21 protein-coding genes are annotated in these 19,617 nt (G+C 61.3%); 7 read left to right on the forward strand and 14 right to left on the reverse strand.

Going from position 1 to position 19,617, the window contains the following annotated elements; translation table 11 throughout:
• Positions 1-623 (forward strand): LysR family transcriptional regulator substrate-binding protein (locus DES43_RS10520; protein WP_245514548.1); only part of this gene is annotated, 623 nt, incomplete at its 5' end.
• A gap of 164 nt (positions 624-787) precedes the next feature.
• Here DES43_RS10520 and DES43_RS10525 read toward each other — a convergent pair.
• Genes DES43_RS10525 through DES43_RS10540 form a run of 4 tightly spaced genes read right to left on the reverse strand, consistent with a single transcriptional unit; the run spans position 788 to position 6,519 of the window.
• Complete coding sequence (locus tag DES43_RS10525; protein ID WP_208110827.1) at positions 788-1,054, reverse strand: hypothetical protein; 267 nt, start codon at positions 1,052-1,054, stop codon at positions 788-790.
• An 8-nt stretch (positions 1,055-1,062) separates the two neighbouring features.
• A complete protein-coding gene (locus DES43_RS10530) occupies positions 1,063-4,323 on the reverse strand; it encodes an error-prone DNA polymerase (protein ID WP_133675085.1) in 3,261 nt (1,086 codons plus the stop codon).
• A complete protein-coding gene (locus DES43_RS10535; RefSeq protein ID WP_133675087.1) occupies positions 4,320-5,843 on the reverse strand; it encodes a Y-family DNA polymerase in 1,524 nt (507 codons plus the stop codon). The genes DES43_RS10530 and DES43_RS10535 overlap by 4 nt, the downstream gene beginning before the upstream one ends.
• Positions 5,758-6,519: an ImuA family protein gene (locus DES43_RS10540; RefSeq protein ID WP_133675089.1), complete on the reverse strand. Its 762-nt coding sequence runs from the start codon at positions 6,517-6,519 to the stop codon at positions 5,758-5,760. Before DES43_RS10540 ends, DES43_RS10535 begins: the two co-directional genes overlap by 86 nt.
• A 193-nt stretch (positions 6,520-6,712) precedes the next feature.
• On the opposite strand from DES43_RS10540, the gene DES43_RS10545 reads away from it, so the two are divergent.
• From DES43_RS10545 to dinB, 3 genes are read left to right on the forward strand one after another with little or no spacing between them, the layout of a single operon-like run.
• Positions 6,713-8,782 carry an ATP-dependent helicase gene (locus DES43_RS10545; RefSeq protein WP_133675091.1) on the forward strand — a complete coding sequence of 690 codons (2,070 nt, stop codon included), beginning with the start codon at positions 6,713-6,715 and terminating at the stop codon, positions 8,780-8,782.
• Positions 8,783-8,797: 15 nt separating this feature from the next.
• Positions 8,798-9,469, forward strand: coding sequence for an SOS response-associated peptidase (locus DES43_RS10550; protein ID WP_133675093.1), 672 nt, complete (start codon positions 8,798-8,800; stop codon positions 9,467-9,469).
• A gap of 13 nt (positions 9,470-9,482) precedes the next feature.
• Positions 9,483-10,628 carry a DNA polymerase IV gene (gene dinB / locus DES43_RS10555; protein WP_133675095.1) on the forward strand — a complete coding sequence of 382 codons (1,146 nt, stop codon included), beginning with the start codon at positions 9,483-9,485 and terminating at the stop codon, positions 10,626-10,628.
• Between the two features lie 15 nt (positions 10,629-10,643).
• Here the strand turns inward: dinB and DES43_RS10560 are convergent, their stop codons facing one another.
• The 10 genes from DES43_RS10560 to DES43_RS10605 all read right to left on the reverse strand — a co-directional run bounded on the left by DES43_RS10560 (position 10,644) and on the right by DES43_RS10605 (position 17,342).
• Positions 10,644-11,000 carry a response regulator gene (locus DES43_RS10560; RefSeq protein ID WP_133675272.1) on the reverse strand — a complete coding sequence of 119 codons (357 nt, stop codon included), beginning with the start codon at positions 10,998-11,000 and terminating at the stop codon, positions 10,644-10,646.
• Between the two features lie 8 nt (positions 11,001-11,008).
• Positions 11,009-12,793, reverse strand: coding sequence for a SulP family inorganic anion transporter (locus DES43_RS10565; RefSeq protein WP_208110828.1), 1,785 nt, complete (start codon positions 12,791-12,793; stop codon positions 11,009-11,011).
• A gap of 84 nt (positions 12,794-12,877) precedes the next feature.
• A complete protein-coding gene (locus DES43_RS10570) occupies positions 12,878-13,240 on the reverse strand; it encodes a protein tyrosine phosphatase family protein (protein WP_425359067.1) in 363 nt (120 codons plus the stop codon).
• A 2-nt stretch (positions 13,241-13,242) separates the two neighbouring features.
• Positions 13,243-13,686, reverse strand: a complete 444-nt coding sequence (locus DES43_RS10575) for a YeeE/YedE family protein (protein ID WP_133675097.1) — start codon at positions 13,684-13,686, stop codon at positions 13,243-13,245.
• On the reverse strand, positions 13,686-14,114 hold the full coding sequence (locus tag DES43_RS10580) for a YeeE/YedE family protein (RefSeq protein ID WP_133675099.1): 429 nt from the start codon (positions 14,112-14,114) through the stop codon (positions 13,686-13,688). Before DES43_RS10580 ends, DES43_RS10575 begins: the two co-directional genes overlap by 1 nt.
• The gene (locus DES43_RS10585) at positions 14,111-14,332 is read right to left on the reverse strand and encodes a YgaP family membrane protein (protein WP_133675100.1); all 222 of its coding nucleotides are present in this window, start codon (positions 14,330-14,332) and stop codon (positions 14,111-14,113) included. Before DES43_RS10585 ends, DES43_RS10580 begins: the two co-directional genes overlap by 4 nt.
• 113 nt (positions 14,333-14,445) lie before the next feature.
• On the reverse strand, positions 14,446-14,760 hold the full coding sequence (locus DES43_RS10590; RefSeq protein ID WP_378228759.1) for an ArsR/SmtB family transcription factor: 315 nt from the start codon (positions 14,758-14,760) through the stop codon (positions 14,446-14,448).
• The gene (locus tag DES43_RS10595) at positions 14,760-15,644 is read right to left on the reverse strand and encodes an MBL fold metallo-hydrolase (protein ID WP_208110829.1); all 885 of its coding nucleotides are present in this window, start codon (positions 15,642-15,644) and stop codon (positions 14,760-14,762) included. The genes DES43_RS10590 and DES43_RS10595 overlap by 1 nt, the downstream gene beginning before the upstream one ends.
• Positions 15,645-15,759: 115 nt before the next feature.
• Positions 15,760-16,965, reverse strand: a complete 1,206-nt coding sequence (locus DES43_RS10600) for an MFS transporter (RefSeq protein ID WP_133675280.1) — start codon at positions 16,963-16,965, stop codon at positions 15,760-15,762.
• A gap of 56 nt (positions 16,966-17,021) precedes the next feature.
• Positions 17,022-17,342 carry an ArsR/SmtB family transcription factor gene (locus DES43_RS10605; RefSeq protein ID WP_133675104.1) on the reverse strand — a complete coding sequence of 107 codons (321 nt, stop codon included), beginning with the start codon at positions 17,340-17,342 and terminating at the stop codon, positions 17,022-17,024.
• A gap of 89 nt (positions 17,343-17,431) precedes the next feature.
• On the opposite strand from DES43_RS10605, the gene trxC reads away from it, so the two are divergent.
• From trxC to DES43_RS10620, 3 genes are read left to right on the forward strand one after another with little or no spacing between them, the layout of a single operon-like run.
• Positions 17,432-17,896, forward strand: a complete 465-nt coding sequence (gene trxC / locus DES43_RS10610) for a thioredoxin TrxC (protein WP_133675106.1) — start codon at positions 17,432-17,434, stop codon at positions 17,894-17,896.
• A gap of 17 nt (positions 17,897-17,913) precedes the next feature.
• Complete coding sequence (locus DES43_RS10615) at positions 17,914-19,206, forward strand: NAD(P)/FAD-dependent oxidoreductase (protein ID WP_133675108.1); 1,293 nt, start codon at positions 17,914-17,916, stop codon at positions 19,204-19,206.
• Positions 19,207-19,218: 12 nt separating this feature from the next.
• Positions 19,219-19,587: a DUF5368 family protein gene (locus DES43_RS10620; RefSeq protein WP_133675110.1), complete on the forward strand. Its 369-nt coding sequence runs from the start codon at positions 19,219-19,221 to the stop codon at positions 19,585-19,587.
• The last annotated feature ends 30 nt before the right edge of the window (positions 19,588-19,617 follow it).

Here is a 19,617-nt window from a genome sequence, read left to right on the forward strand (position 1 = left end):
CCCTGCAATCAACCAGCAGGGGTGGGTTCAAACATGGGTCACTTCTCAATGGAAAAATCCCTCAATCCCGGGTCAGCTCTCAGCGGAAATCAACACGATTGCCGCAAGCCGAAATCGAATTGATCGTTGCGTCAACCTCCGAGCTTCTTGCCGGGTTACGAGATGGTGAATTTGACGTTGTAGTCACCGCAGAGAAGGTCAGTGAAGACCTCTATCGTATAGACCATCTCTATGAAGAGGACTACAAGGTCGTGGTGTCAAAGTCGCATCCGTTGGCTGAACTAAATGCGATCTCTCTTTCGGCTCTTGCTAAAACTGACATGCTTGACCGCCTAAATTGCGAAATGCGGGATGTTTTGCATGGGACCTGCGCGGATCATGGTCACGAACTCTACGCGGCCTATCGGTCAAATCGCGTGGATTGGTTAGTTGAACTTGCTCGGCAAGGGTCAGGTGCGGTGATCCTGCCAGCCACCGCTATTCCTTCGGACATGGGCCTGGTGTCGAAACCCATCGATGGCCTTGAAATATCAAGAACTGTTTTGGCCCTTCGATATCGGCACCAAACGACGAGACCAGAGACAAATGATCTGATCCGTGAGATGACGCGCACGCTGGCGTAGTGAGGTCGGTAATCGACATTCGCCCATCGTGCAGCATTCGTCACTTTGGGCTCAGACCAGACTTTCGCGGCATCACGCTCGAACGTCCGTTCTACTTTTCTTCGAGATCTCGCCCGCAATCCGCCACTTAGCGCTGGAGAAATTGCGCCAGATTGCGGTGAAGGTCACAGCGAACCACACCCATTGTGTGCGGTGATAGTCGTCGGTGACGAGGCCGTACTCTTCAAGAAGCCACCGCGCCGCGTGAGGCGACCTTCGGCGCGGGTAACAGTGGGTGGGTTCTTTTCAATCTTGAAGAGCCGCTTGATTTCCCTGATGACCTCTTCAGCAGACGGCCCCGACTTTGCCGTCGGGTGGAAGTGAATGAACGGCAGGTTTCGGGCGCCGAACGCGGCGCTCCGAACGGCGACAATGAGGTCGGAAGCAGCCACGCTCCATATCATCGGAAATCCCGCGTCTTCACTTTGATTTCGTCTGGGCGTCCGTGATCATCGGCCAGGTTCGCTGGCTTTGGCAGGCCGCGCGGATCAGGTGCTAGCGAACCGTGCTGGAGCTCGTCGCCACGACCACGTGGCAGCAGAAATGGCAATTCACGCGCGCCGACGCTGGCCAGTTCCTCCGACAGGTCGAGCAGTTCATGGGCGACAATGTGGATGACATCACCCTCGCGCTGCAGCCTGCCCTTTACTCCAATCATCCCTGAGCCAAGTACGATACGGCGATATTTTTCGAAGACCTTGGACCAGACGACGAGATTGGCCACAGCGGTCTCATCCTCAAGCGTGATGAACATCACACCTTTCGCCGATCCAGGACGTTGGCGCACCAACACGAGCCCGGCGATATGGACCCAGCGTCGGTCACGGCAAGCGGTCGCCTCTGCGCAAGTCATGATGCGCCGGCGGGCAAGGTCCGACCGCAGGAATGAAACGGGGTGTTGGCGCAGGGTCAATCCGAGACGACCATAATCCTCCACGACTTCCCTTCCGGCCGCCATCGGGCGCAGCATGGTTGTTGGCTCGCTCTGCTCGGGCAGAACCTCAGTCTCCCGCCGCGCGGCGGCCGCAAAAAGAGGCAGGAGTTCGTCCCTGAGCGCCTTGATCGCCCAAAGCGCCTCGCGTCGCGCGAGACCGAGCGCAGGCCGGAAGGCATCAGCCTCGGCGAGCTCGACCAAGGCGGCGGCGGGGATGCCAGCACGGCGCCAGAGGTCGTCGACCGAGGCGAAGGAGCGGTCTTCGCGGCACGATACAAGGCGCGCCGCTTCAGCGTTCCCGAGCCCCTTGACCATTCGCAGACCGAGCCGGACCGCGAGACGACTATCATCGAGGTCCGTTGGTTCGAGGGTACAATCCCAGCGTGATGCGTTGACGCAAACCGGCCGCACCTCGACCCCATGTTCACGAGCGTCACGTACGATTTGCGCCGGCGCGTAAAAGCCCATGGGCTGGGCGTTAAGCAGCGCGCAGCAGAAAGCATCAGGGTGCCAACACTTCATCCAGGAGGAGGCGTAGGCGATGAGCGCGAACGACGCAGCATGGCTTTCCGGGAAGCCGTAAGAGCCGAATCCTTCGAGCTGGCGGAAAATTTGCTCCGCGAACTCAGGCGTATAGCCGTTCGCCACCATGCCGGAGATCAGTTTCTGTCCGAAGGACGAGATCGTACCCGTGTGTTTGAAGGTCGCCATCGCGCGACGAAGCTGGTCTGCTTCGCCGGCGGAGAATCCCGCACACTCAATCGCGACTCTCATTGCCTGCTCTTGAAAAAGCGGCACCCCCAATGTCTTGCCGAGCACCGCCTCGAGTTCGGGCTTTGGATAGGTCACGTCCTCCTTGCCCTCGCGCCGGCGCAAATAGGGATGAACCATATCGCCCTGGATCGGTCCGGGACGGACGATTGCGACCTGAATGACCAGATCGTAGAAGGTTCGTGGCTTGATGCGCGGCAGCATCGCCATCTGGGCGCGGGATTCGATCTGGAAGGTGCCGAGCGTATCGGCCTTGCGGATCATCGCATAGGTGCTGGGATCCTCGGCCGGGATGGAAGCCAGATCGAGGCTTATATCCTTGTGGTCGGCGAGAAGATCGAGGGCGCGGCGCATGCAAGAGAGCATGCCGAGCGCCAGGACGTCGACCTTCATGAATTTCAGGACATCGATGTCGTCCTTGTCCCATTCGATCACTTGCCGGTCCTCCATTGCGGCAGGCTCTATTGGCACCAGCTCATCGAGCCGATCATGCGTCAGCACGAAGCCTCCGGGGTGCTGAGAAAGATGGCGTGGCGTGCCGACAAGCTGGTGTGCGATCTCCAGCGCCAGCCTCAGGCGACGGTCGCTCGTGTTGAGGTTAAGTCTTTCGGCATGTTTCTGCTCGACACCTTCCGACCAGCCCCAGACCTGCGAAGACAGGGCTTTGGTCAGGTCCTCTGGTAGACCGAGTGCCTTCCCGACGTCGCGCAGAGCACCTTTGGCGCGGTAGCGGATGACGGTTGCGCATAATGCCGCCCTCTCGCGACCATAGGTCTCGTAAACCCATTGGATGACCTCTTCACGCCGCTCATGCTCGAAATCCACATCGATGTCGGGCGGCTCGCGCCGCTCTTCGGACACGAAGCGTTCGAACAGCAGATCGTTGCGATCAGGATCTACCGAGGTCACACCGAGCACGAAACAGACTGCCGAGTTTGCGGCCGAGCCCCTACCCTGGCACAGGATGCCCTTTGAGCGCGCAAACCGCACGATGGCGTTTACCGTCAGGAAATAAGGTGCATAATCGAGCTTCTCGATCAGGGTCAATTCATGCTGAAGATTGCCCCGGACCTTGTCGGGTAGTCCTTCAGGATAGCGCTCTGCGGCACCTTCCCAGGTCAGCTTTTCAAGCGCTTGCTGCTGCGTCAGCTCCGGATAGAGCTTTTCTTCCGGATATTGGTAGGCGAGCTCATCGAGCGAGAACCGACAGCGCTCCATGATCTCGATCGAGCGTGCAACCGCTTCCGGATAGCGCTTGAACAGCCGATGCATTTCTTCGGGGGACTTGAGATAGCGGTCGGCGAACCGTTCGCGGCGGTGTCCGAGCTCGTCGATGGTGACATTGTGCCTAATGGCGGTCACAACGTCCTGCATCAGCTGGCGGGATGACTCGTGGAAAAGCACGTCATTGGTGACAACCGCAGGGACACGGCTTGCTGCCGCCATATTGGAAAGCTCCCAGAGGCGGAGTTGGTCATTGGGTCGACGGCGCAGTGTCAGCGCCACATAGGAACGGTCGCCGAACGTCTCACGCAGGCGACGCAGCTGCAACGCACAGGTCTCGTCGGCGAAGTCAGGCACGAGGACCGCGACCAGCCCTTCTGCATAAGCGACGACGTCACACCATTCGAGGTGACATTTGCCCTTCCCCGCCCGCTTCTTGCCCAGCGTGAGCAGGCGGCAAAGGCGCCCATAGGCTGGACGGTCGACCGGATAGACCAGGACCGACATGCCGTCGACGAGATCGAGTCGACACCCCACAATGAGGCGGATGCCAGTGCTTTTGGCAGCTTCATAGGCCCGCACGATGCCAGCGAGAGAATTGCGATCGACGACGCCAAGGGCCTCGATACCCATCGCGGCAGCCTGGGCGAATAGCTCTTCGCAGCTGCTCGCCCCGCGCAGGAACGAGAAGTGCGAGGTCACCTGCAATTCGGCATAGCGGGGCGTGCTCATCCGAAAATCCCGTGCAGAAACCAGCGATGCGATCCGGACTCGGCGTGTTCGCCATCGCCGGAGCGGAACAGCCAGTAGCGCTCACCTGTCTCGTCCTCGACGCGGAAATAGTCCCTCACCGTTGTCAGTTCGGCGTCGCGCTTCCACCATTCGCCCCGAATGCGCTCGGGGCCGTCGGCACGGCGCACGCGCCGGCGCACACCCCGCCAGGTGAACCAGGCCGGAGGGTGGTCGGGCAGTAATGCCATCGTTTCGATCGGTTCGGGCCGAGTCAGGAGCCGCGGCGGACGTGGCCATTCGCCATCCCATGTGGCACCAGTCTCCGGAGAGAGAGCGGACACGCGCGCCACCGAGCGTTCAGGCACGTCGCTCTGGGCAGGAACGAAGCGGCAGATCCGGTTCTCACCGATCCGGTTGGCGAGCACATCGATCAGGTCCGATACGTCTGCTTCGGGAGCCTCGATCAGAGAGGAGATGGCCTGCTGTTCGCGCAGCGGCTCGGTTTCGATTGCCACCAACACCATGATCTCGATGCCGAAGCCCGGATCGACGGTCTCGATCTTGTCGCAAAGCAGGCGCGTCAAGCGTCTGGGGTCACGCACTGGCCGCGCCATCCCCACCCTGACGAACTGCATTGTATTGTCGACGCGATGAAAGAGAAGATCTAGCCGGCGCGCGCCAGCCCCGCGCTGTTCGAGCTCTTTGCACAGGGCTTCAACCAGCTTGGCGGTATAGCGGGCGATGGTTTCGGCGGCCCCGATCGGCTCGCCGAAAACACGGCGCACTTCGACCAGCTCCGGCGAACGGATCGGATCGACAGGTTCGCCAATCACGCCCAGCGCCTGGTCGATGCGTCGCTCGATCTCCGGGCCAAAGCGCAGGGTGAGCGGGGGACGCGGCTGGTCGATCAGATCTCTGATGGTTTCGAAACCGAGCGTGTGCAGAGCCGCAACCGTCTCGACTTCAAGCCGCAGGGCGGCGAGTGGAAGGGGGAGCAGAACAGCTTTGCTTTCACCGGCGGGAACGATCACCGTGCGCAGGCGCATGTAGCGTGCCGCCGCATGGGCCGCACCCCATGTGTCGGCCACGGCGGCGCGGGCGTCGACGCCTGACTGCGCAAACTTCTCCACCATCGTTTCCAGCATGGCCGCTTCGCCGCCATGCAGATGATCGGCGCCGGTAGTGTCGATCATCAGCCCGTCCGGCGGATCGGCGGCAACGACCGGTGAAATTCTCTGCAGCGCCCACAGCGAGAGCTTGTCGAGCCCTTCCCTGTCGGCCGCAGGATCGGCATCGAGGACCACAAGCCCCGGCACGAGCGCCTGGGCCTTTGCCACGGCCATGCCGATGCTGACGCCAAGGCTTTGTGCATTGGCGTCAAGTGCGGTGACCGATCTGCGCCGACCGAGGCGGCCGGCAAGGACGAGCGGCGCCTCAGAGGAAGGCGATGCGTCGCCCAACTTCCTTCTGAGGCGATCGGTAGGCCACCTCGGAAGGAACAGCGATACGACCCTTGGCATCGCAAGCCTCCACTTCAAAATCCGCACTTTCCCCAGCCCTCGCCCTGATCAACTCGACCAGCCAGCGTGCCCGGCCGAGACCTGGGACAGGCAGGGGGTCTGAGGGCAGCGCCGATACGCGCCAGCGCGTGGCGCTGGCCGTCGGTTGCCCGAAATCTCCCGCTTCGCTTTGCCTGCGCCAGCGGCGTATGGCGAGGCCGATGGTTCCGGCGCCCTCGGCAGCGAGCTGCAACCGACGCGAGGCCGTCATTGACAGATGCGCTGTCTCGGCCACGACAGCGCCAAGACCGCCATGACGCAGGCCCTCCTCGAAACAGGCCAGCACTGATTTCTCGTCACAGACCTCGGCGTGAAAAACGTGATCGGGCGCAAGGCCTGCCTGAGCCAGTGCCGGCGCAAAGAGATCGGAGCGCGTGACGATCCAGAGCACCTTCCCTTTCGTCCGGGCGGCAATCCCAGCGGCAAAAAGCGCCGCGGCAGCACCATCGACGGCCCCATTGGCGCCGCCGGCCACCTCATGCAGCGCCCCCAGCGCCAGCCCTCCTCCCGGCAGCCGCCGGTCGATCTCAGGAACGCCGAACGGCAGAATCTCGCGCGCACGGCCGGCACCGCTCTCCAGGTGCGCGATCCGCTCCCGAAGCTCGGCAATGACAGGCCTGTCCACGCGGTGCGGCATGGCGAAAAGGATCTCCAAAAGACTTTTCAACGCGCCGGAGCGCTGTTATGTTCATTATTTGTTCCGTTTCCGAAAATGAGTCAATCGGACTCATGTGAGAGTCTTCCGGTGCGGATGGGGAGCTAACGGCAAGCAACGAGCAAGTCTCGGCCGATTGTCGTTGATTCGCATATGGATACGAGGCGGGATTGGAATGAGTGCGGCGCATCTGGAAAAATTGAACGAGGGTCAACGTGCCGCGGTCATCCACGGCATCGGGCTGCCGGATGGCAAGGTGGGCGGCCCCTTGCTGATCATCGCTGGTGCCGGATCAGGCAAAACCAACACACTCGCGCATCGGGTGGCACACCTCATTATCGCTGGCGCCGATCCGCGCCGCATCCTGTTGATGACCTTCTCTCGCCGTGCCGCCGCCGAGATGGGCAAGCGGGTTGAACGGATCTGCGCCAAAGTGCTTGGCGACAAGGGCGGCATCCTGACCGACGCACTCACCTGGTCAGGCACGTTCCACGGCATCAGTGCGCGTCTTCTGCGCGAATACGCCATTGAGCTCGGTCTCGACCCGCAGTTCACGATCCATGATCGCGAGGATTCCGCCGACCTGATGAACCTCGCCCGCCACGATCTCGGCTTCTCGAAAATGGAAAGCCGGTTCCCGGCCAAGGGGACGTGCCTTTCGATCTATTCGCGCGCCGTCAACGCCGAAGCCCCGCTTGAAGACATTCTGCGCGCCAACTACCCTTGGTGCGCCGGCTGGCATAAGGAGCTGCGTGAGTTGTTCGCGGCCTATGTCGAAGCTAAACAGACCCAGAACGTCCTCGATTACGATGATCTGCTGCTCTATTGGGCGCAGGCGATGAGCGATACAGCGTTCTCCGACGAGATCGGGGACAAATGGGATTATGTCCTTGTTGACGAATACCAGGACACCAATTGCCTGCAGGCAACTATCCTGACGGGTCTAAAACCTGCCGGACGTGGCCTCACCGTGGTCGGGGACGACGCCCAGGCCATCTATTCCTTCCGCGCCGCCACAGTGCGGAACATTCTCGACTTCCCGAAGGAGTTCTCGCCCGCGGCCGAGATCATTACGCTCGATCGGAACTATCGCTCGACTCAACCGATCCTTGCCGCCGCCAATGGCGTGATCGGGCTTGCGCGCGAGCGCTTCACCAAAAATCTCTGGACGGAGCGGGCCTCTAACGAACGCCCGCGTCTCGTCACTGTACGTGACGAGGTCGATCAGGCGAAGTTCGTGACCGACGAGGTGCTGGAAAATCGCGAGGCCGGCATGCGGCTCAAGGACCAGGCGGTCCTATTCCGGACAAGCCACCATAGCGGCCCGTTGGAGGTGGAGCTAACGCGACGCAATATCCCCTTCGTCAAGTTCGGCGGGCTCAAATTTCTCGACAGTGCACACGTCAAAGACATGCTGGCGGCTCTGCGTTTTGCCCAGAACATGCGTGACCGGGTTGCGGGCTTCCGTTTGATGCAGCTCCTTCCTGGGGTCGGCCCTGCCACGGCGCAGGCCGCGCTCGATGCGATCGCCGATAGCGCGGATCCGATCGAAACCCTCGACCAACTCCCCTGCCCCGCCCGCGCCCAGGTCGACTGGCCAAGTCTGGTCGAATTGCTCGCCGGGTTGCGGTCCGGTGCATCAGGATGGCCGGCCGAGATCGGACAGGTCCGCGCCTGGTACGAACCGCATCTTGAGCGAATTCATGAAGATTTCGAGATGCGCCGGGCTGATCTGCTTCAGCTCGAGGAGATCGCCGCAGGATATCCGACGCGCGAACGCTTCCTGACCGACCTCACCCTCGATCCTCCGGATGCCACTTCGGGACAAGCGGGTGTGCCATTGCTCGACGAGGATTATCTCATCCTTTCGACCATTCATTCGGCAAAGGGGCAGGAATGGCGCTCGGTCTTCGTCCTGAACACCGTCGATGGTTGCATCCCTTCCGACCTGGGCGCAGGAACTACCGACGAGATCGAGGAGGAACGCCGACTGCTCTATGTCGCGATGACGCGCGCCAGAGACAGCCTCAACCTCGTCGTGCCGCAACGGTTCTTCACGCACGGCCAGTCTCCAACCGGCGACCGCCATGTCTATGCCTCGCGGACGCGGTTTATTCCGGCTAACCTGGTCGAGCTGTTCGAATGTCGCGCCTGGCCGGTGGTCGCTCCCGGTTCCGACCCGAGCGTCGGGCCTCGGCAGGTTCGCCTCGATGTCGGCGCCAGGATGCGCGGCATGTGGCGGTAGAAGGGAGAAACTCCGTTGTGCAATCTTTATAATCTGACGACGACGCGAGATGCCGTCCTGGAGTTCACCAAGGCATTTGCCGACAAGGCGGGCTGGAACGAACCGTCGCTCGACGTTTATCCCAACACACTCGCGCCCATCGTCAGGACTGGCGCCGACGGGAAGCGCGAAATCGCAAGCCTCACCTGGGGCATGCCGACACCACCCGCCTACATCAAGGGCAATTACGATCCCGGCGTCACCAACATCCGGAACGTCAATTCACCCCACTGGCGCCGTTGGCTCGGGCCAACCAGTCGGTGTGTGGTGCCCTTTACCTCGTTCGCCGAACCTGATCCGGCAAGCAAGATAGAAGGCGGGCGCGTGCCGAACGCCTGGTTCGCGCGCAACGCCGACCGGCCGCTGATGTTTTTCGCTGGATTCTGGACGCCATGGACAAGGGTGAAAAAAGTTCGTGACGGCGAGCGCGAGTTCGAACTCTACGGATTTCTGACCACATTGCCCAATGAGATTGTAAGCCCAATTCATCAGAAGGCCATGCCGGCGATCCTGACAACACCGGAGGAAGTCGATCTCTGGCTCACCGGAGAATGGAATGAGGTCAAACATCTCCAGCGGCCCCTGCCCAGCAATATGCTCGTAATGGTGGAGCCACCGGCAACGCCAGCGGAAGATCTTCCGCTCTAGGGCGGATCCGATCATGGCGACACGAACAATCGAAACGGTGGGCGAGAGCGGGGTTGGAAATGCCGGTGCTGGTGACGAGCCAGAGCCTCGCGTCCGCAAGATTCTCCATGTGGACATGGACGCCTACTACGCCTCCGTCGAGCAGCGCGACAATCCCGAGCTAAGAGGCAAGCCGGTCGCCGTCGGCGGATCGGCTGCACGCGGCGTCGTGGCGGCGGCCAGTTACGAGGCGCGGGCCTTCGGGGTTCGGTCGGCGCTGCCCTCGGTGACCGCGAAACGCCGCTGCCCGGACCTCATATTCGTCAAGCCGCGCTTCGAGGTCTATCGCGCCGTCTCCGCGCAGATCCGCGAGATCTTTGCGGAGCACACGGACCTGATCGAGCCGCTCTCACTCGACGAGGCCTATCTCGACGTCACGCACAACAAGCAGAACATTCCGCTCGCCACCGAAATTGCGACGCTGATCCGGGCTCGAATCAAGGAGGTGACCGGCCTCAACGCCTCGGCCGGGATCTCTTACTGCAAATTCCTCGCAAAGATGGCGAGCGACCTCAACAAGCCGAATGGCCAAGCGGTCATCACACCGACCAGGGGGCCGCAATTCGTCGCCGACTTACCGGTCAAGAAATTCCACGGTGTGGGTCCGGCGACGGCCGCGAAGATGGAGCGTCTGGGTATTTTAACTGGCGCCGACCTGCGCGAGAAGCCTCTCGACTTCCTTCAGCAACATTTCGGGAAATCAGGAAGCTGGTACTATCACATTTCGCGCGGAATCGATGAAAGACCAGTTCAACCGAACCGCGAAAGGAAGTCCATCGGGACAGAAGATACGTTTCCCGAGGACATTTACGATATCAAGGTCGCGCAGGCCGAACTAAAGCGCCTCACCCAGAAAGTCTGGCAGTCTTGCGAAGCCAAGGGTTCGCGTGGACGCACGGTCACTGTGAAAGTCAAGTACAATGACTTCCAGCAGGTTACACGTTCAAGGACCATCGGAGAGGCATTGACAGGCGGCAACGATCTTATCGATCTGGCCGCCACACTTCTCGATGGGGTGTTTCCGTTCAGCAAAGGCATCCGGTTGCTAGGTGTAACAGTTTCCGGTTTCCAACCGATACCGCCCGAGCGGGAGGAGCTTCAGCTCAGATTGATTGATTGAAACGCACCAAGACTGTCAGGGTCTAAGGTGGGGGCGGAGACAATCACGGCGCAAAGGCTTCGCTAGAAACGGTATCCCGTCGGGCAGGTCATCTGAATCCACGAGCGTCCTTCCACTCACGACAACGATAGCAATATCAGGCCATCGCGCCCGAATGAGCTTCGCCAGTCGGATGCCGTCCATACCACCGGGCATCTCGACATCAGTAACCACGCATCTGATATCTGACCGTCTCTCAAGATGCGCAACGGCGTCATCGGCGTTAATCGCCTCGATCGTCGTGCATCCGCAGGAGACGATGAGATCCGCCGTATCCATCCTTATCAAAGGATGGTCGTCCACAACCAATACGACATGCTCGCTCGAATGCATCAACTCGCTCACGATCGGGGGGCGCCTGCAGAAGTTTGCGTTCCTTCCGACGTTGGCTTCGCCGCCTCACTGTCGTCAGTATGGTTTCGATCGAGCATCGAAACGGCCTCATGCTGGCTGAGGAACACCCTGCCGTTGAGGTGCTTGAGGAACTCGGTGCCTTTGAGCCGGTCCATCACCGGGCCCTTCACCTCGGAAAGGTGAAACCCAATGCCTGCGTCGGCGAGACGACGGTTGATTTCCTCCAGGCTTTCCAGCGCCGATGCGTCGATGGCATTGACGGCCGAGCACATCAGGATGACGTGCTCGAGGTCCGGCCGCTCGGAAACTTGGGCGGCAACCGTGTCTTCGAGAAACCGCGAATTGGCGAAATAAAGACTCTCATCGACGCGGAGCGACAGGATTTTCGGGCTGGTGATGACGGCGTGCCGCTCGACGTTGCGGTAGTGCTCGGTGCCGGGCACCTGCCCGACGATGGCCGTATGCGGCTTGCTGGTGCGGTAGAGGTGCAGGAGCAGCGACAACAGGACCCCGGCGACGATGCCTAGTTCAACGCCCCAACCCAGCGTCACCAGGATGGTGGCGGCCATGGCGGCGAAATCGGACTTAGAATAGGCAAAGACCCGGCGCACGGTTCCGAAGTCGACCAGCGACAGCACCGCGACGATGATGGTGGCGGCGAGCGTCGCCTGCGGTAAGCTGGCAAGCAAAGGCGTCAGGAACAATGCGGCGAGCGCGATGCCGACCGCAGTGAACACTCCGGCCGCAGGTGTCTGCGCGCCGGCGTCGAAATTGACCACCGAACGGGCGAAGCCTCCGGTGACCGGATAGCCGGACGAGAGACCGGCGGCAATGTTGGCCGCGCCGAGACCGATGAGTTCCTGATCGGGATCGATACGCTGCCGCCGCTTGGCGGCGAGCGTCTGCCCGACCGACACGGATTCGACAAAGCCCACCACGGAAATCAGGAAGGCTGGCACAAGCAGCGCCGAGATCAGGTCAAGCGAAAGGGCAGGAGCGCCGAATGCGGGCAGACCCTGCGGGATTTCGCCGACGAGCGCGACCCCGCGTGACCCGAGATCGAGGCCAGCGGCCAGGACAACTGTCACGGCGACGGCAAGGATGGGTGCGGCCTTGGCCATCATGTCGGCAAGGCGTGCGGGCACGCGGATCGAGATCAGCAGCGGTTTGAGATATTTGCGGGCGAAATAGAGGAAAGCCAGAACGCCGATGCCGATGGCAAGCGTCGTCGGATCGACGGCGCCAAGCTGGTTCGCGAGGGAAAAGAGAATTTCAGGAAGAGTGTCACCCCCGCCCGAAACGCCAAAGATATGGCGCAGTTGCCCGGCGGCGATCAGCAGCCCGGATGCGGTGATGAAGCCCGAGATCACCGGATGCGACAGAAAATTGGCGAGGAAGCCGAGCCGGAAGATCCCCATAACCACGAGCATGCCGCCAGACAGCAGCGCAAGGAGGATGGCGGCGGTGAGGTAGTCGAGCGTGCCCTCAGCGGCGATTTGCCCAACCGCGGATGCCGTCATCAACGAGACCACGGCCACCGGTCCGACCGCCAGCGTGCGGCTGGTGCCGAAGATCGCATAGGCGACCAGCGGAAGGATCGACGCGTAAAGACCGACTTCAGGCGGCAGGCCGGCGAGCATCGCATATGCCAGCGATTGCGGGATCAGCATGATGGTGACGATCACCGCCGCGAGCAGGTCGCTGGTCAGAACCGTCCCATCGTAGGTCTTGGTCCATTGGAGGAACGGGAAATAGCGGGAGGCTTTGATCATGAACGATTGCGCCGGCAAGAGGAGATGGGGGCGGGCGCTGTCACGTAGAGGGGGGTGTGACAGCGCCCGGTCGGACAGTGGGGGTTACTGTCCGATTGACGAATAAAGCGCAGCCGACCGGGCGCCGGAGCGACAATAGCCCAAAACCGGCCCGTCGATAGTCTCCATCGCTTCTTCGAAACGGTCGACCTGTGCAGCTGACGGCGCGCCTGTGACGGGGATGTGAACCGCTTTCATGCCGTGCTTTTCGGCTTCGCGGGCAATTGCCGCGAAGGCCGGCTGGCCCGGCTCCTCATTGTCGGGCCGCGCGCACACGATAGCGGCAAAGCCGTCCTGCGCCAGCTGCGCGACGTCGTCAGGACGGACCTGGCCCGTTGTGGCAAATCGGTCGTCGATCTTCCTGATGTTCATTTTTCCAGATTTCCAAAAGAGATTGAAGGGCCACATAGTCAACTTGCTTTCGCCATCACGTGCGTGGCCAGCGTGTGCCGGGCGAGCCGGGCGGCGGCGATGCCGCCAACCATCGAACCGACGAACAGCCAGGCATCGCCATGGCCCAGCCCCAATGCCGGAATGGCCCCACCCGGGCAAAAGCCGGTAATGCCCCAGCCGATGCCGAACACGGCGGAACCGGCCACCAGCGGAAAATCGAGATCCCGGCGCGTCGGCAGATGGAACAGGCGGTCGAACACAGGAGCGTCCCGTTTGAGGACCAAGGCATAGCCGATCGCCGTGACGATCAGCGCGCCGCCCATGACGAAGGCGAGCGAGGGATCCCAGGTTCCGGCAAAATCGAAGAAGTTCAGCACCTTGGCCGGATTGGCCATGCCCGAAAGCGCGATGCCTGACCCGAAGACCAGTCCGATAATGAGAGCGGAAAGAACACGGGCCATTACAAGCCTCCAATGAGATGGCGGACGACAAAGACGGTGATGGCGGTCGAGACCATGAAGGTCAGCGTTGCGACGATGGAACGCGGCGAGACGCGCGCCATGCCGCACACGCCATGACCGGACGTGCAGCCCGAGCCGAAATAGACGCCGGCGCCAACGATCAGCCCGCCGACAACCAGCCAGGGCGCGGGTGTGGGGCTTTCAAAAGGAATGGTGTAGCCGGACATGGCGACGATCAGAGCCGGCGCGCCGACGGCGCCAGCAAGAAAGGCCGCCCGCCAGCCCCAGTCATGAGAAAATGGCGGCACGAGACCGGAAAGGATTCCGGTCATGCCGGCGATGCGGCCGTGAAACGCCATCAGCAGCACGGCGGCAAGGCCGATCAGGCTGCCACCGAACAGCGACAGCCATGGAGTGAACTCTGTCATTTATCCTTGGTCCTTGATGTCGAAAGATTGAAAATCGCATAGGCCGGGCAGAAGCGGACGAGGCCTGTCACCGCGAGCACGAGCCCGACGATGACGAAGACCCAGGTCCAGACCGGGTTGGCGAACAGCGCCCAGCCGGTGACGAAAGGGGCGACCAGCAGGAGGACGCCGATGATGAGGCGGGCGATGCGGTCCGGGGTTCCGACATTGAATTTCATGGCTATTCTCTTTCTCTGGTAAGGATTGGAACAGGTAGAATAGTCGAATTTCTGTATCTACGCAATAACGCAGATATAGGACAAATGAAAACCCTGGGCAGCGTCCCGCCCGCCTATTTGCAGAAGAGCTGATGCATGGTGTGAATGAAGCTTTCGATACGCGGATCGGCGAGCCGATAGAAGACCTGCTTGCCTTCCTTCCGCCCGACGATCAGGCCCGCCTCGCGCAGTTCGGCGAGCTGTTGGGAGAGACCTGGCTGACGAATCCCGAGCCCATCCTCGAGTTCTCGCACCGAGCGTTCGCCCTCGACGAGGGCGCAGGCGACCAGCAGGCGATCGGGGTTGGCAAGTTTCTTGAGGAAAGTGGTGGCCTCACCGACCTTCCCCTTCAGCTCCCGGGCTTCATCCGAAATCAGCATCATTTCCATCAATCGTCCCAGGCGGCGCCTTCGAGCAGGTTCATCGGGATCTTGAGATAGCGCCTGCCATTGTCTTCAGGTGCAGGCAGCCGCCCCGCATTGGTGTTAATCTGCAAGGCGTGCAGGATCAGCTTGGGCATAGCAAGCGTCTTGTCCCGCGCGTCACGTGCAGCGACGAAATCCGCTTCGGTCTTGTGAACCGACATATGGATGTTCTTGGCTTTCTGCTCGGCGACGGTCGATTCCCACAAGGGCTCGCGCCCGCCGGGCTGATAATCGTGGCCGGTGAAGATGCGGGTCTCGTCAGGCAAGGCCAGAATATCCTGGATCGATTTCCACAATTGCTGCGCACTGCCGCCGGGGAAGTCGGCGCGGGCCGTGCCGCTGTCGGGCATGAACAGCGTGTCGTGAACGAAGGCCGCGTCTCCGATCACGTAGGTGATCGAAGCCAGCGTATGACCCGGCGAGAACATCACCTTCGCGTCGATATTGCCGACTTTGAAGGTCTCGCCATCAGCGAAAAGTTTGTCCCACTGCGAGCCATCGGCCGGGAAGTCGGGCCAATTGTAGAAATCCTTCCAGAGCTTCTGGACCTCGACGACCTTCTCGCCGATGGCCGTCGGCGCGCCGGTCTTGTCCTTAAGATAGGCGGCGGCAGAAAAGTGATCGGCGTGCGGGTGCGTGTCGAGGATCCATTCGACCTCGTAGCCCTTCTCGGCAATGAACTTGAGAATATTGTCGGCATGCGTCGTGGCGGTCGCCGCCGACTTCTCGTCATAGTCGAGCACCGGATCGACGATGGCGCATTTTTTCGTCTCCGGGTCGGCGACGACATATTGGATCGACCAGGTGCGCGGATCGAAGAAGCCAGTGACTTCAGGCTTGGTTGTCATGGGGTTTTTCCTCTTGCTCATTTCTTGCGACCGCTGAACGGCTGACACTCACATAATATCTATTACATTTTTTCGCAAGCATTATTTTGTGATTGATAAGTTTTGCCTTGCGAGCCTATTCCGCCGGCGTCGCGGGCACGGTTCGGGCGCTCTGCCAAAGCAGCGGCACGAGGATCAGCGCGACGGCCGGAAAGATCATCCAATTGATCGTCTGCCAGCCGGACGCATGCAGCAGCGCGCCGGCGAAAAAGGATGCCGCGGCAACCGTGCCGAAGATCAGGAAGTCGTTGGCACCTTGCGCCTTACCGCGCTCTGCATCGGTATGGCAGTCGGTGACCATGGCGGTCGCGCCGATGAAGCCGAAATTCCAGCCCACGCCCAAAAGGATCAGCGACACATAAAAATGGACGAGCTGCAATCCGGCGAGAGCGAAGATAGCAGAGACCGCGATCAGCAGAAGACCGAGCGCCGTCACCCGCTCCTTGCCGAAGCGGGCCATCAGATGCCCGGTGACGAAGCTGGGCGCAAACATCGCCAGCACGTGCCACTGGATGCCGAGCGCGGCGTGATCGACCGAGTGGCCATGGCCGACCATGGCGATCGGGGCCGCCGTCATCACGAACACCATCAACCCATAGGAGACCACGCCAGCCGCGACCGCCAGCATGTAGCGCCGCATCAGCAGGATCTGGATCAACGGACGTCCGGTATCCTCGCGGCCTTTCGCTGTTGCCGTAGCTTTTGGCTTACGCAGCAGCAAGAGGACGGGCACCGCCATCAATGCAAGCGCGGCCTGACTGAGAAAGCTGCCGACATAGGGCGTACCGGGAACCGCATCGCGGGTCCAGATGACGAGCTGTGGACCGATGATCGCGGCGATCAACCCACCGATCATCACCCAGGAAATCGCCTTGGCCTTGAGCTCTCCCGTTGCGGCATCGGTCGCCGCGAAGCGATAGCTCTGCACGTAGGCGGCATAAAAGCCGGCGATGAACGTGCCAATGCAGAAAATCACGAATGAAGCAGCAAAAATGCCCCACGCAGCCACCAGCCCGGCTGCCATGCCAAAACCCGTCCCGAGCAGGTAGCCGTTGCGCCGCCCGATCTGGCGCATGACGAACGCTGCCGGCAGGGTGCCAACGGCAAGCCCGAGATTGAACAGGCTGACCGGCAGCGTCACCAGTGCCGGATCGGACGACAATTGCTGGCCGACGAGACCGCCCAAGGAAATGATGATAGGCGGGCTGGCGGCGCCTAACGCCTGCGCTGCGGTAAGCACATAGATATTGCGTCGGGCAAACGCTTGATTGTCCGGAGTCATGTTCATTCTCGCTTTGCCCTGGCGAAGAGCATCGCGAGGGTTGGGGCCGTTAGGGGTCAGGTGTCGGGCGCGCAGTAGTGAGCGTAGAGCACGCTCACGACCTCACGGGCGATGTCGGATTCGATGCGATACCAGATGGTCTGTCCATCGCGGCGGTTGGCGATGATGCCTTCACGGCGCAACAGGGCCAGATGCTGCGACACCGTCGAATCGCGAATTCCCACAAACTCCGCGAGCTGGCCAACGGACTTCTCTCCGTCGATCAGGCGACAAAGGATCAGCAGGCGGTGCTGGTTGGACAATGCCTTCATCAGCTCGCTCGCCTGATCGACGGCGGCGCGCATTTCATCCGGGTTGATAGTGACTTTACTATTCATTCTTGCGTATCTACGTTATTGCGTATATCTAGTCAATAGAAATCCTCCTCTATCAGCCGGAGGCGGGCCGTCAACGGAGTATCGATCATATGTCTGGTAACCGCCAGATCGTCTGTCCAGGATGCGGCGCGATCAATCGCGTGCCTGCGGACAAGCCCGCCGGTGCGGGCAAGTGCGGCAAATGCGGGAATGCGCTGTTCAGCGGCAAGCCGCTCGACGCTGATGCCCCGATGTTTACACGTCAGACCAGCCGCTCGGAGATTCCGGTTCTCGTTGATGTCTGGGCGCCCTGGTGTGGCCCCTGCCGCATGATGGCCCCGGCCTTCGAGGCGGCCGCCGCCATCCTCGAACCGGACATGCGCCTGATCAAGCTCAACTCCGAGGAGGAGCAAGAGGTTGCGGGTCGCCTCGGCATAAGAGGCATTCCGACCATGCTGCTTTACGTCGGCGGCCGCGAGATCGGACGCATTTCCGGAGCCATGAACACTCAACAGATCGTCGGTTGGGCCAGAGACCAGCTCTCACGGGCTCCCGCCGCGCACAAAGCATCGTAATTCCGAGGGAGAGAGAAATGGAAAGACGGCAATTTCTGGTGGGAGCCGCAGCTCTTGCCTCAGTTGGTTTAGGCACGGAAGCCGCACAGGCCCAGACGTCCGATTCCAGAGCCCGCGTCGTCATAGCGGGCGCAGGTGCGGCCGGGCTGGCGCTTGCCTCACGTTTGCGCCGCTCCATGCCAAACGCGACTATCACAATCATCGACGCCAAGAAGGAACATCATTTCCAGCCGGGCTTCACCTTGGTCGGCGCCGGCATCTGGTCCCCGGCCCAAGTGACGGAGCAAAATGTGGACTACATTCCGCGCGGCGTGGAATGGGTCGAAGCCGCCGTTGCCGAGTTCGATCCCGACGCAAATGGCGTGGTGACCACCACCGGCCAGCGGATCGATTATGATTTTCTGTTGGTCGCAACCGGACTTAACCTCAATTACGAAGCGATCGAGGGCATGGACGTGTCGCTGATCGGCCGTGACGGCATCGCCTCGATCTATGCGGGACCCGAGCAGGCCAATGCGTCAGCGACCGCAATCGACCGCTTCATCGAGGCGGGCGGTGTCGGCCTCTTCGGACGCCCGGCAGGCGAGATGAAATGCGCCGGCGCGCCGCTCAAGATCACCTTCATCACCGACGACAAGGCACGAAGCCGGGGTCGCCGCGGTGCGGTTGAGCTCGTTTATAATGCACACAATCCCGCTGTTTTTTCCGTTGCGCCGGTCAATGACAAGGTTACGGAAATGTTCGCCGGCCGCGATATCGCCGTCAACTACAGCCATGTGCTGAAGGCGATCGATCCGGGCGCGAAGCAAGCGACCTACGCCACTGAAAGCGGCGATATCACGCTCGACTACGACTTCATCCACGTTGTCCCGCCCATGCGCGCGCCTAATGCGGTGCTGGCAAGCCCCCTGCCCTGGCAGGACGGCGCGCTCGCCGCCGATGGCTGGATCGAGGCCGATAAGGCGACATTGCGCCATCCGCGATATCCGAACGTCTTCGCTGTCGGCGACATCGCCGGCGTTCCGCGCGGCAAGACAGCCGCCAGCGTCAAGTGGCAGGTGCCCGTGGTCGTCGACAACCTCGTCGCCGAGACTGCGGGGCGTAGCCCGCAGGCGGTCTACAATGGCTACACCTCCTGCCCGATGGTCACCGGCATCGGGAAAGCGATGCTGATCGAGTTCGACTATGACGGCAATCTGATCCCCTCCTTCCCGTTCATCGATCCGCTGAAGGAATTGTGGGTGTCCTGGCTGATCGAGGAAAAGGGCCTGCTCGGGGCCTATCGCGCCATGCTGCGCGGGCGCGCATAGGGAGAAAGCATCATGAGCGATTTCGATTTGACGACGATCTATTTCATCCTCTCCGAGAGCATGGGCGGCTGGCTCTGGGGGTTCGTCGCCCTCGCCCTCCTGCTTCTCGCCGCGATCGTGGCCGGCATCATGACGCTTCGGAAGAACGACACGCCGGCCCGGCGCCCACTGGTTGCCGCGCTTGTGGCGGGCCTGGTGACCACGATTATCTTCACCTTCCTCGTTCCAATCTGGACCCTGGCCGGAGCCGGCGCTCTCGCCGCACCCATCGACGTCCTGTTTGCGGTTCTCTTTGCCCTTGTGCCAGGCGGTGTGGTTGGATCGGCCGTGTTCGTCATCATGGCTTTCGCTTCCAATCGCCGTGTGGCGGCAATCGCCTGATCAAGGACGAGTAAGCATTTCCGATAGCCC

Origin of the sequence: Aquamicrobium defluvii, assembly GCF_004363725.1 — a bacterium.
GTDB classification, from domain to species: Bacteria; Pseudomonadota; Alphaproteobacteria; order Rhizobiales; family Rhizobiaceae; genus Mesorhizobium; species Mesorhizobium defluvii.

Excerpts from the sequence above, each read along its gene's own strand:
- DES43_RS10530 (WP_133675085.1), bottom strand. The coding sequence starts at position 4,323 with ATGAGCACGCCCCGCTATGCCGAATTGCAGGTGACCTCGCACTTCTCG.
- DES43_RS10535 (WP_133675087.1), bottom strand. The coding sequence starts at position 5,843 with ATGCCAAGGGTCGTATCGCTGTTCCTTCCGAGGTGGCCTACCGATCGC.
- DES43_RS10540 (WP_133675089.1), bottom strand. The coding sequence starts at position 6,519 with ATGCCGCACCGCGTGGACAGGCCTGTCATTGCCGAGCTTCGGGAGCGG.
- DES43_RS10545 (WP_133675091.1), top strand. The coding sequence starts at position 6,713 with ATGAGTGCGGCGCATCTGGAAAAATTGAACGAGGGTCAACGTGCCGCG.
- dinB (WP_133675095.1), top strand. The coding sequence starts at position 9,483 with ATGGCGACACGAACAATCGAAACGGTGGGCGAGAGCGGGGTTGGAAAT.
- DES43_RS10560 (WP_133675272.1), bottom strand. The coding sequence starts at position 11,000 with ATGCATTCGAGCGAGCATGTCGTATTGGTTGTGGACGACCATCCTTTG.
- DES43_RS10565 (WP_208110828.1), bottom strand. The coding sequence starts at position 12,793 with ATGATCAAAGCCTCCCGCTATTTCCCGTTCCTCCAATGGACCAAGACC.
- DES43_RS10570 (WP_425359067.1), bottom strand. The coding sequence starts at position 13,240 with ATGTGGCCCTTCAATCTCTTTTGGAAATCTGGAAAAATGAACATCAGG.
- DES43_RS10575 (WP_133675097.1), bottom strand. The coding sequence starts at position 13,686 with ATGGCCCGTGTTCTTTCCGCTCTCATTATCGGACTGGTCTTCGGGTCA.
- DES43_RS10580 (WP_133675099.1), bottom strand. The coding sequence starts at position 14,114 with ATGACAGAGTTCACTCCATGGCTGTCGCTGTTCGGTGGCAGCCTGATC.
- DES43_RS10585 (WP_133675100.1), bottom strand. The coding sequence starts at position 14,332 with ATGAAATTCAATGTCGGAACCCCGGACCGCATCGCCCGCCTCATCATC.
- DES43_RS10590 (WP_378228759.1), bottom strand. The coding sequence starts at position 14,760 with ATGGAAATGATGCTGATTTCGGATGAAGCCCGGGAGCTGAAGGGGAAG.
- DES43_RS10595 (WP_208110829.1), bottom strand. The coding sequence starts at position 15,644 with ATGACAACCAAGCCTGAAGTCACTGGCTTCTTCGATCCGCGCACCTGG.
- DES43_RS10600 (WP_133675280.1), bottom strand. The coding sequence starts at position 16,965 with ATGACTCCGGACAATCAAGCGTTTGCCCGACGCAATATCTATGTGCTT.
- DES43_RS10605 (WP_133675104.1), bottom strand. The coding sequence starts at position 17,342 with ATGAATAGTAAAGTCACTATCAACCCGGATGAAATGCGCGCCGCCGTC.
- trxC (WP_133675106.1), top strand. The coding sequence starts at position 17,432 with ATGTCTGGTAACCGCCAGATCGTCTGTCCAGGATGCGGCGCGATCAAT.
- DES43_RS10615 (WP_133675108.1), top strand. The coding sequence starts at position 17,914 with ATGGAAAGACGGCAATTTCTGGTGGGAGCCGCAGCTCTTGCCTCAGTT.
- DES43_RS10620 (WP_133675110.1), top strand. The coding sequence starts at position 19,219 with ATGAGCGATTTCGATTTGACGACGATCTATTTCATCCTCTCCGAGAGC.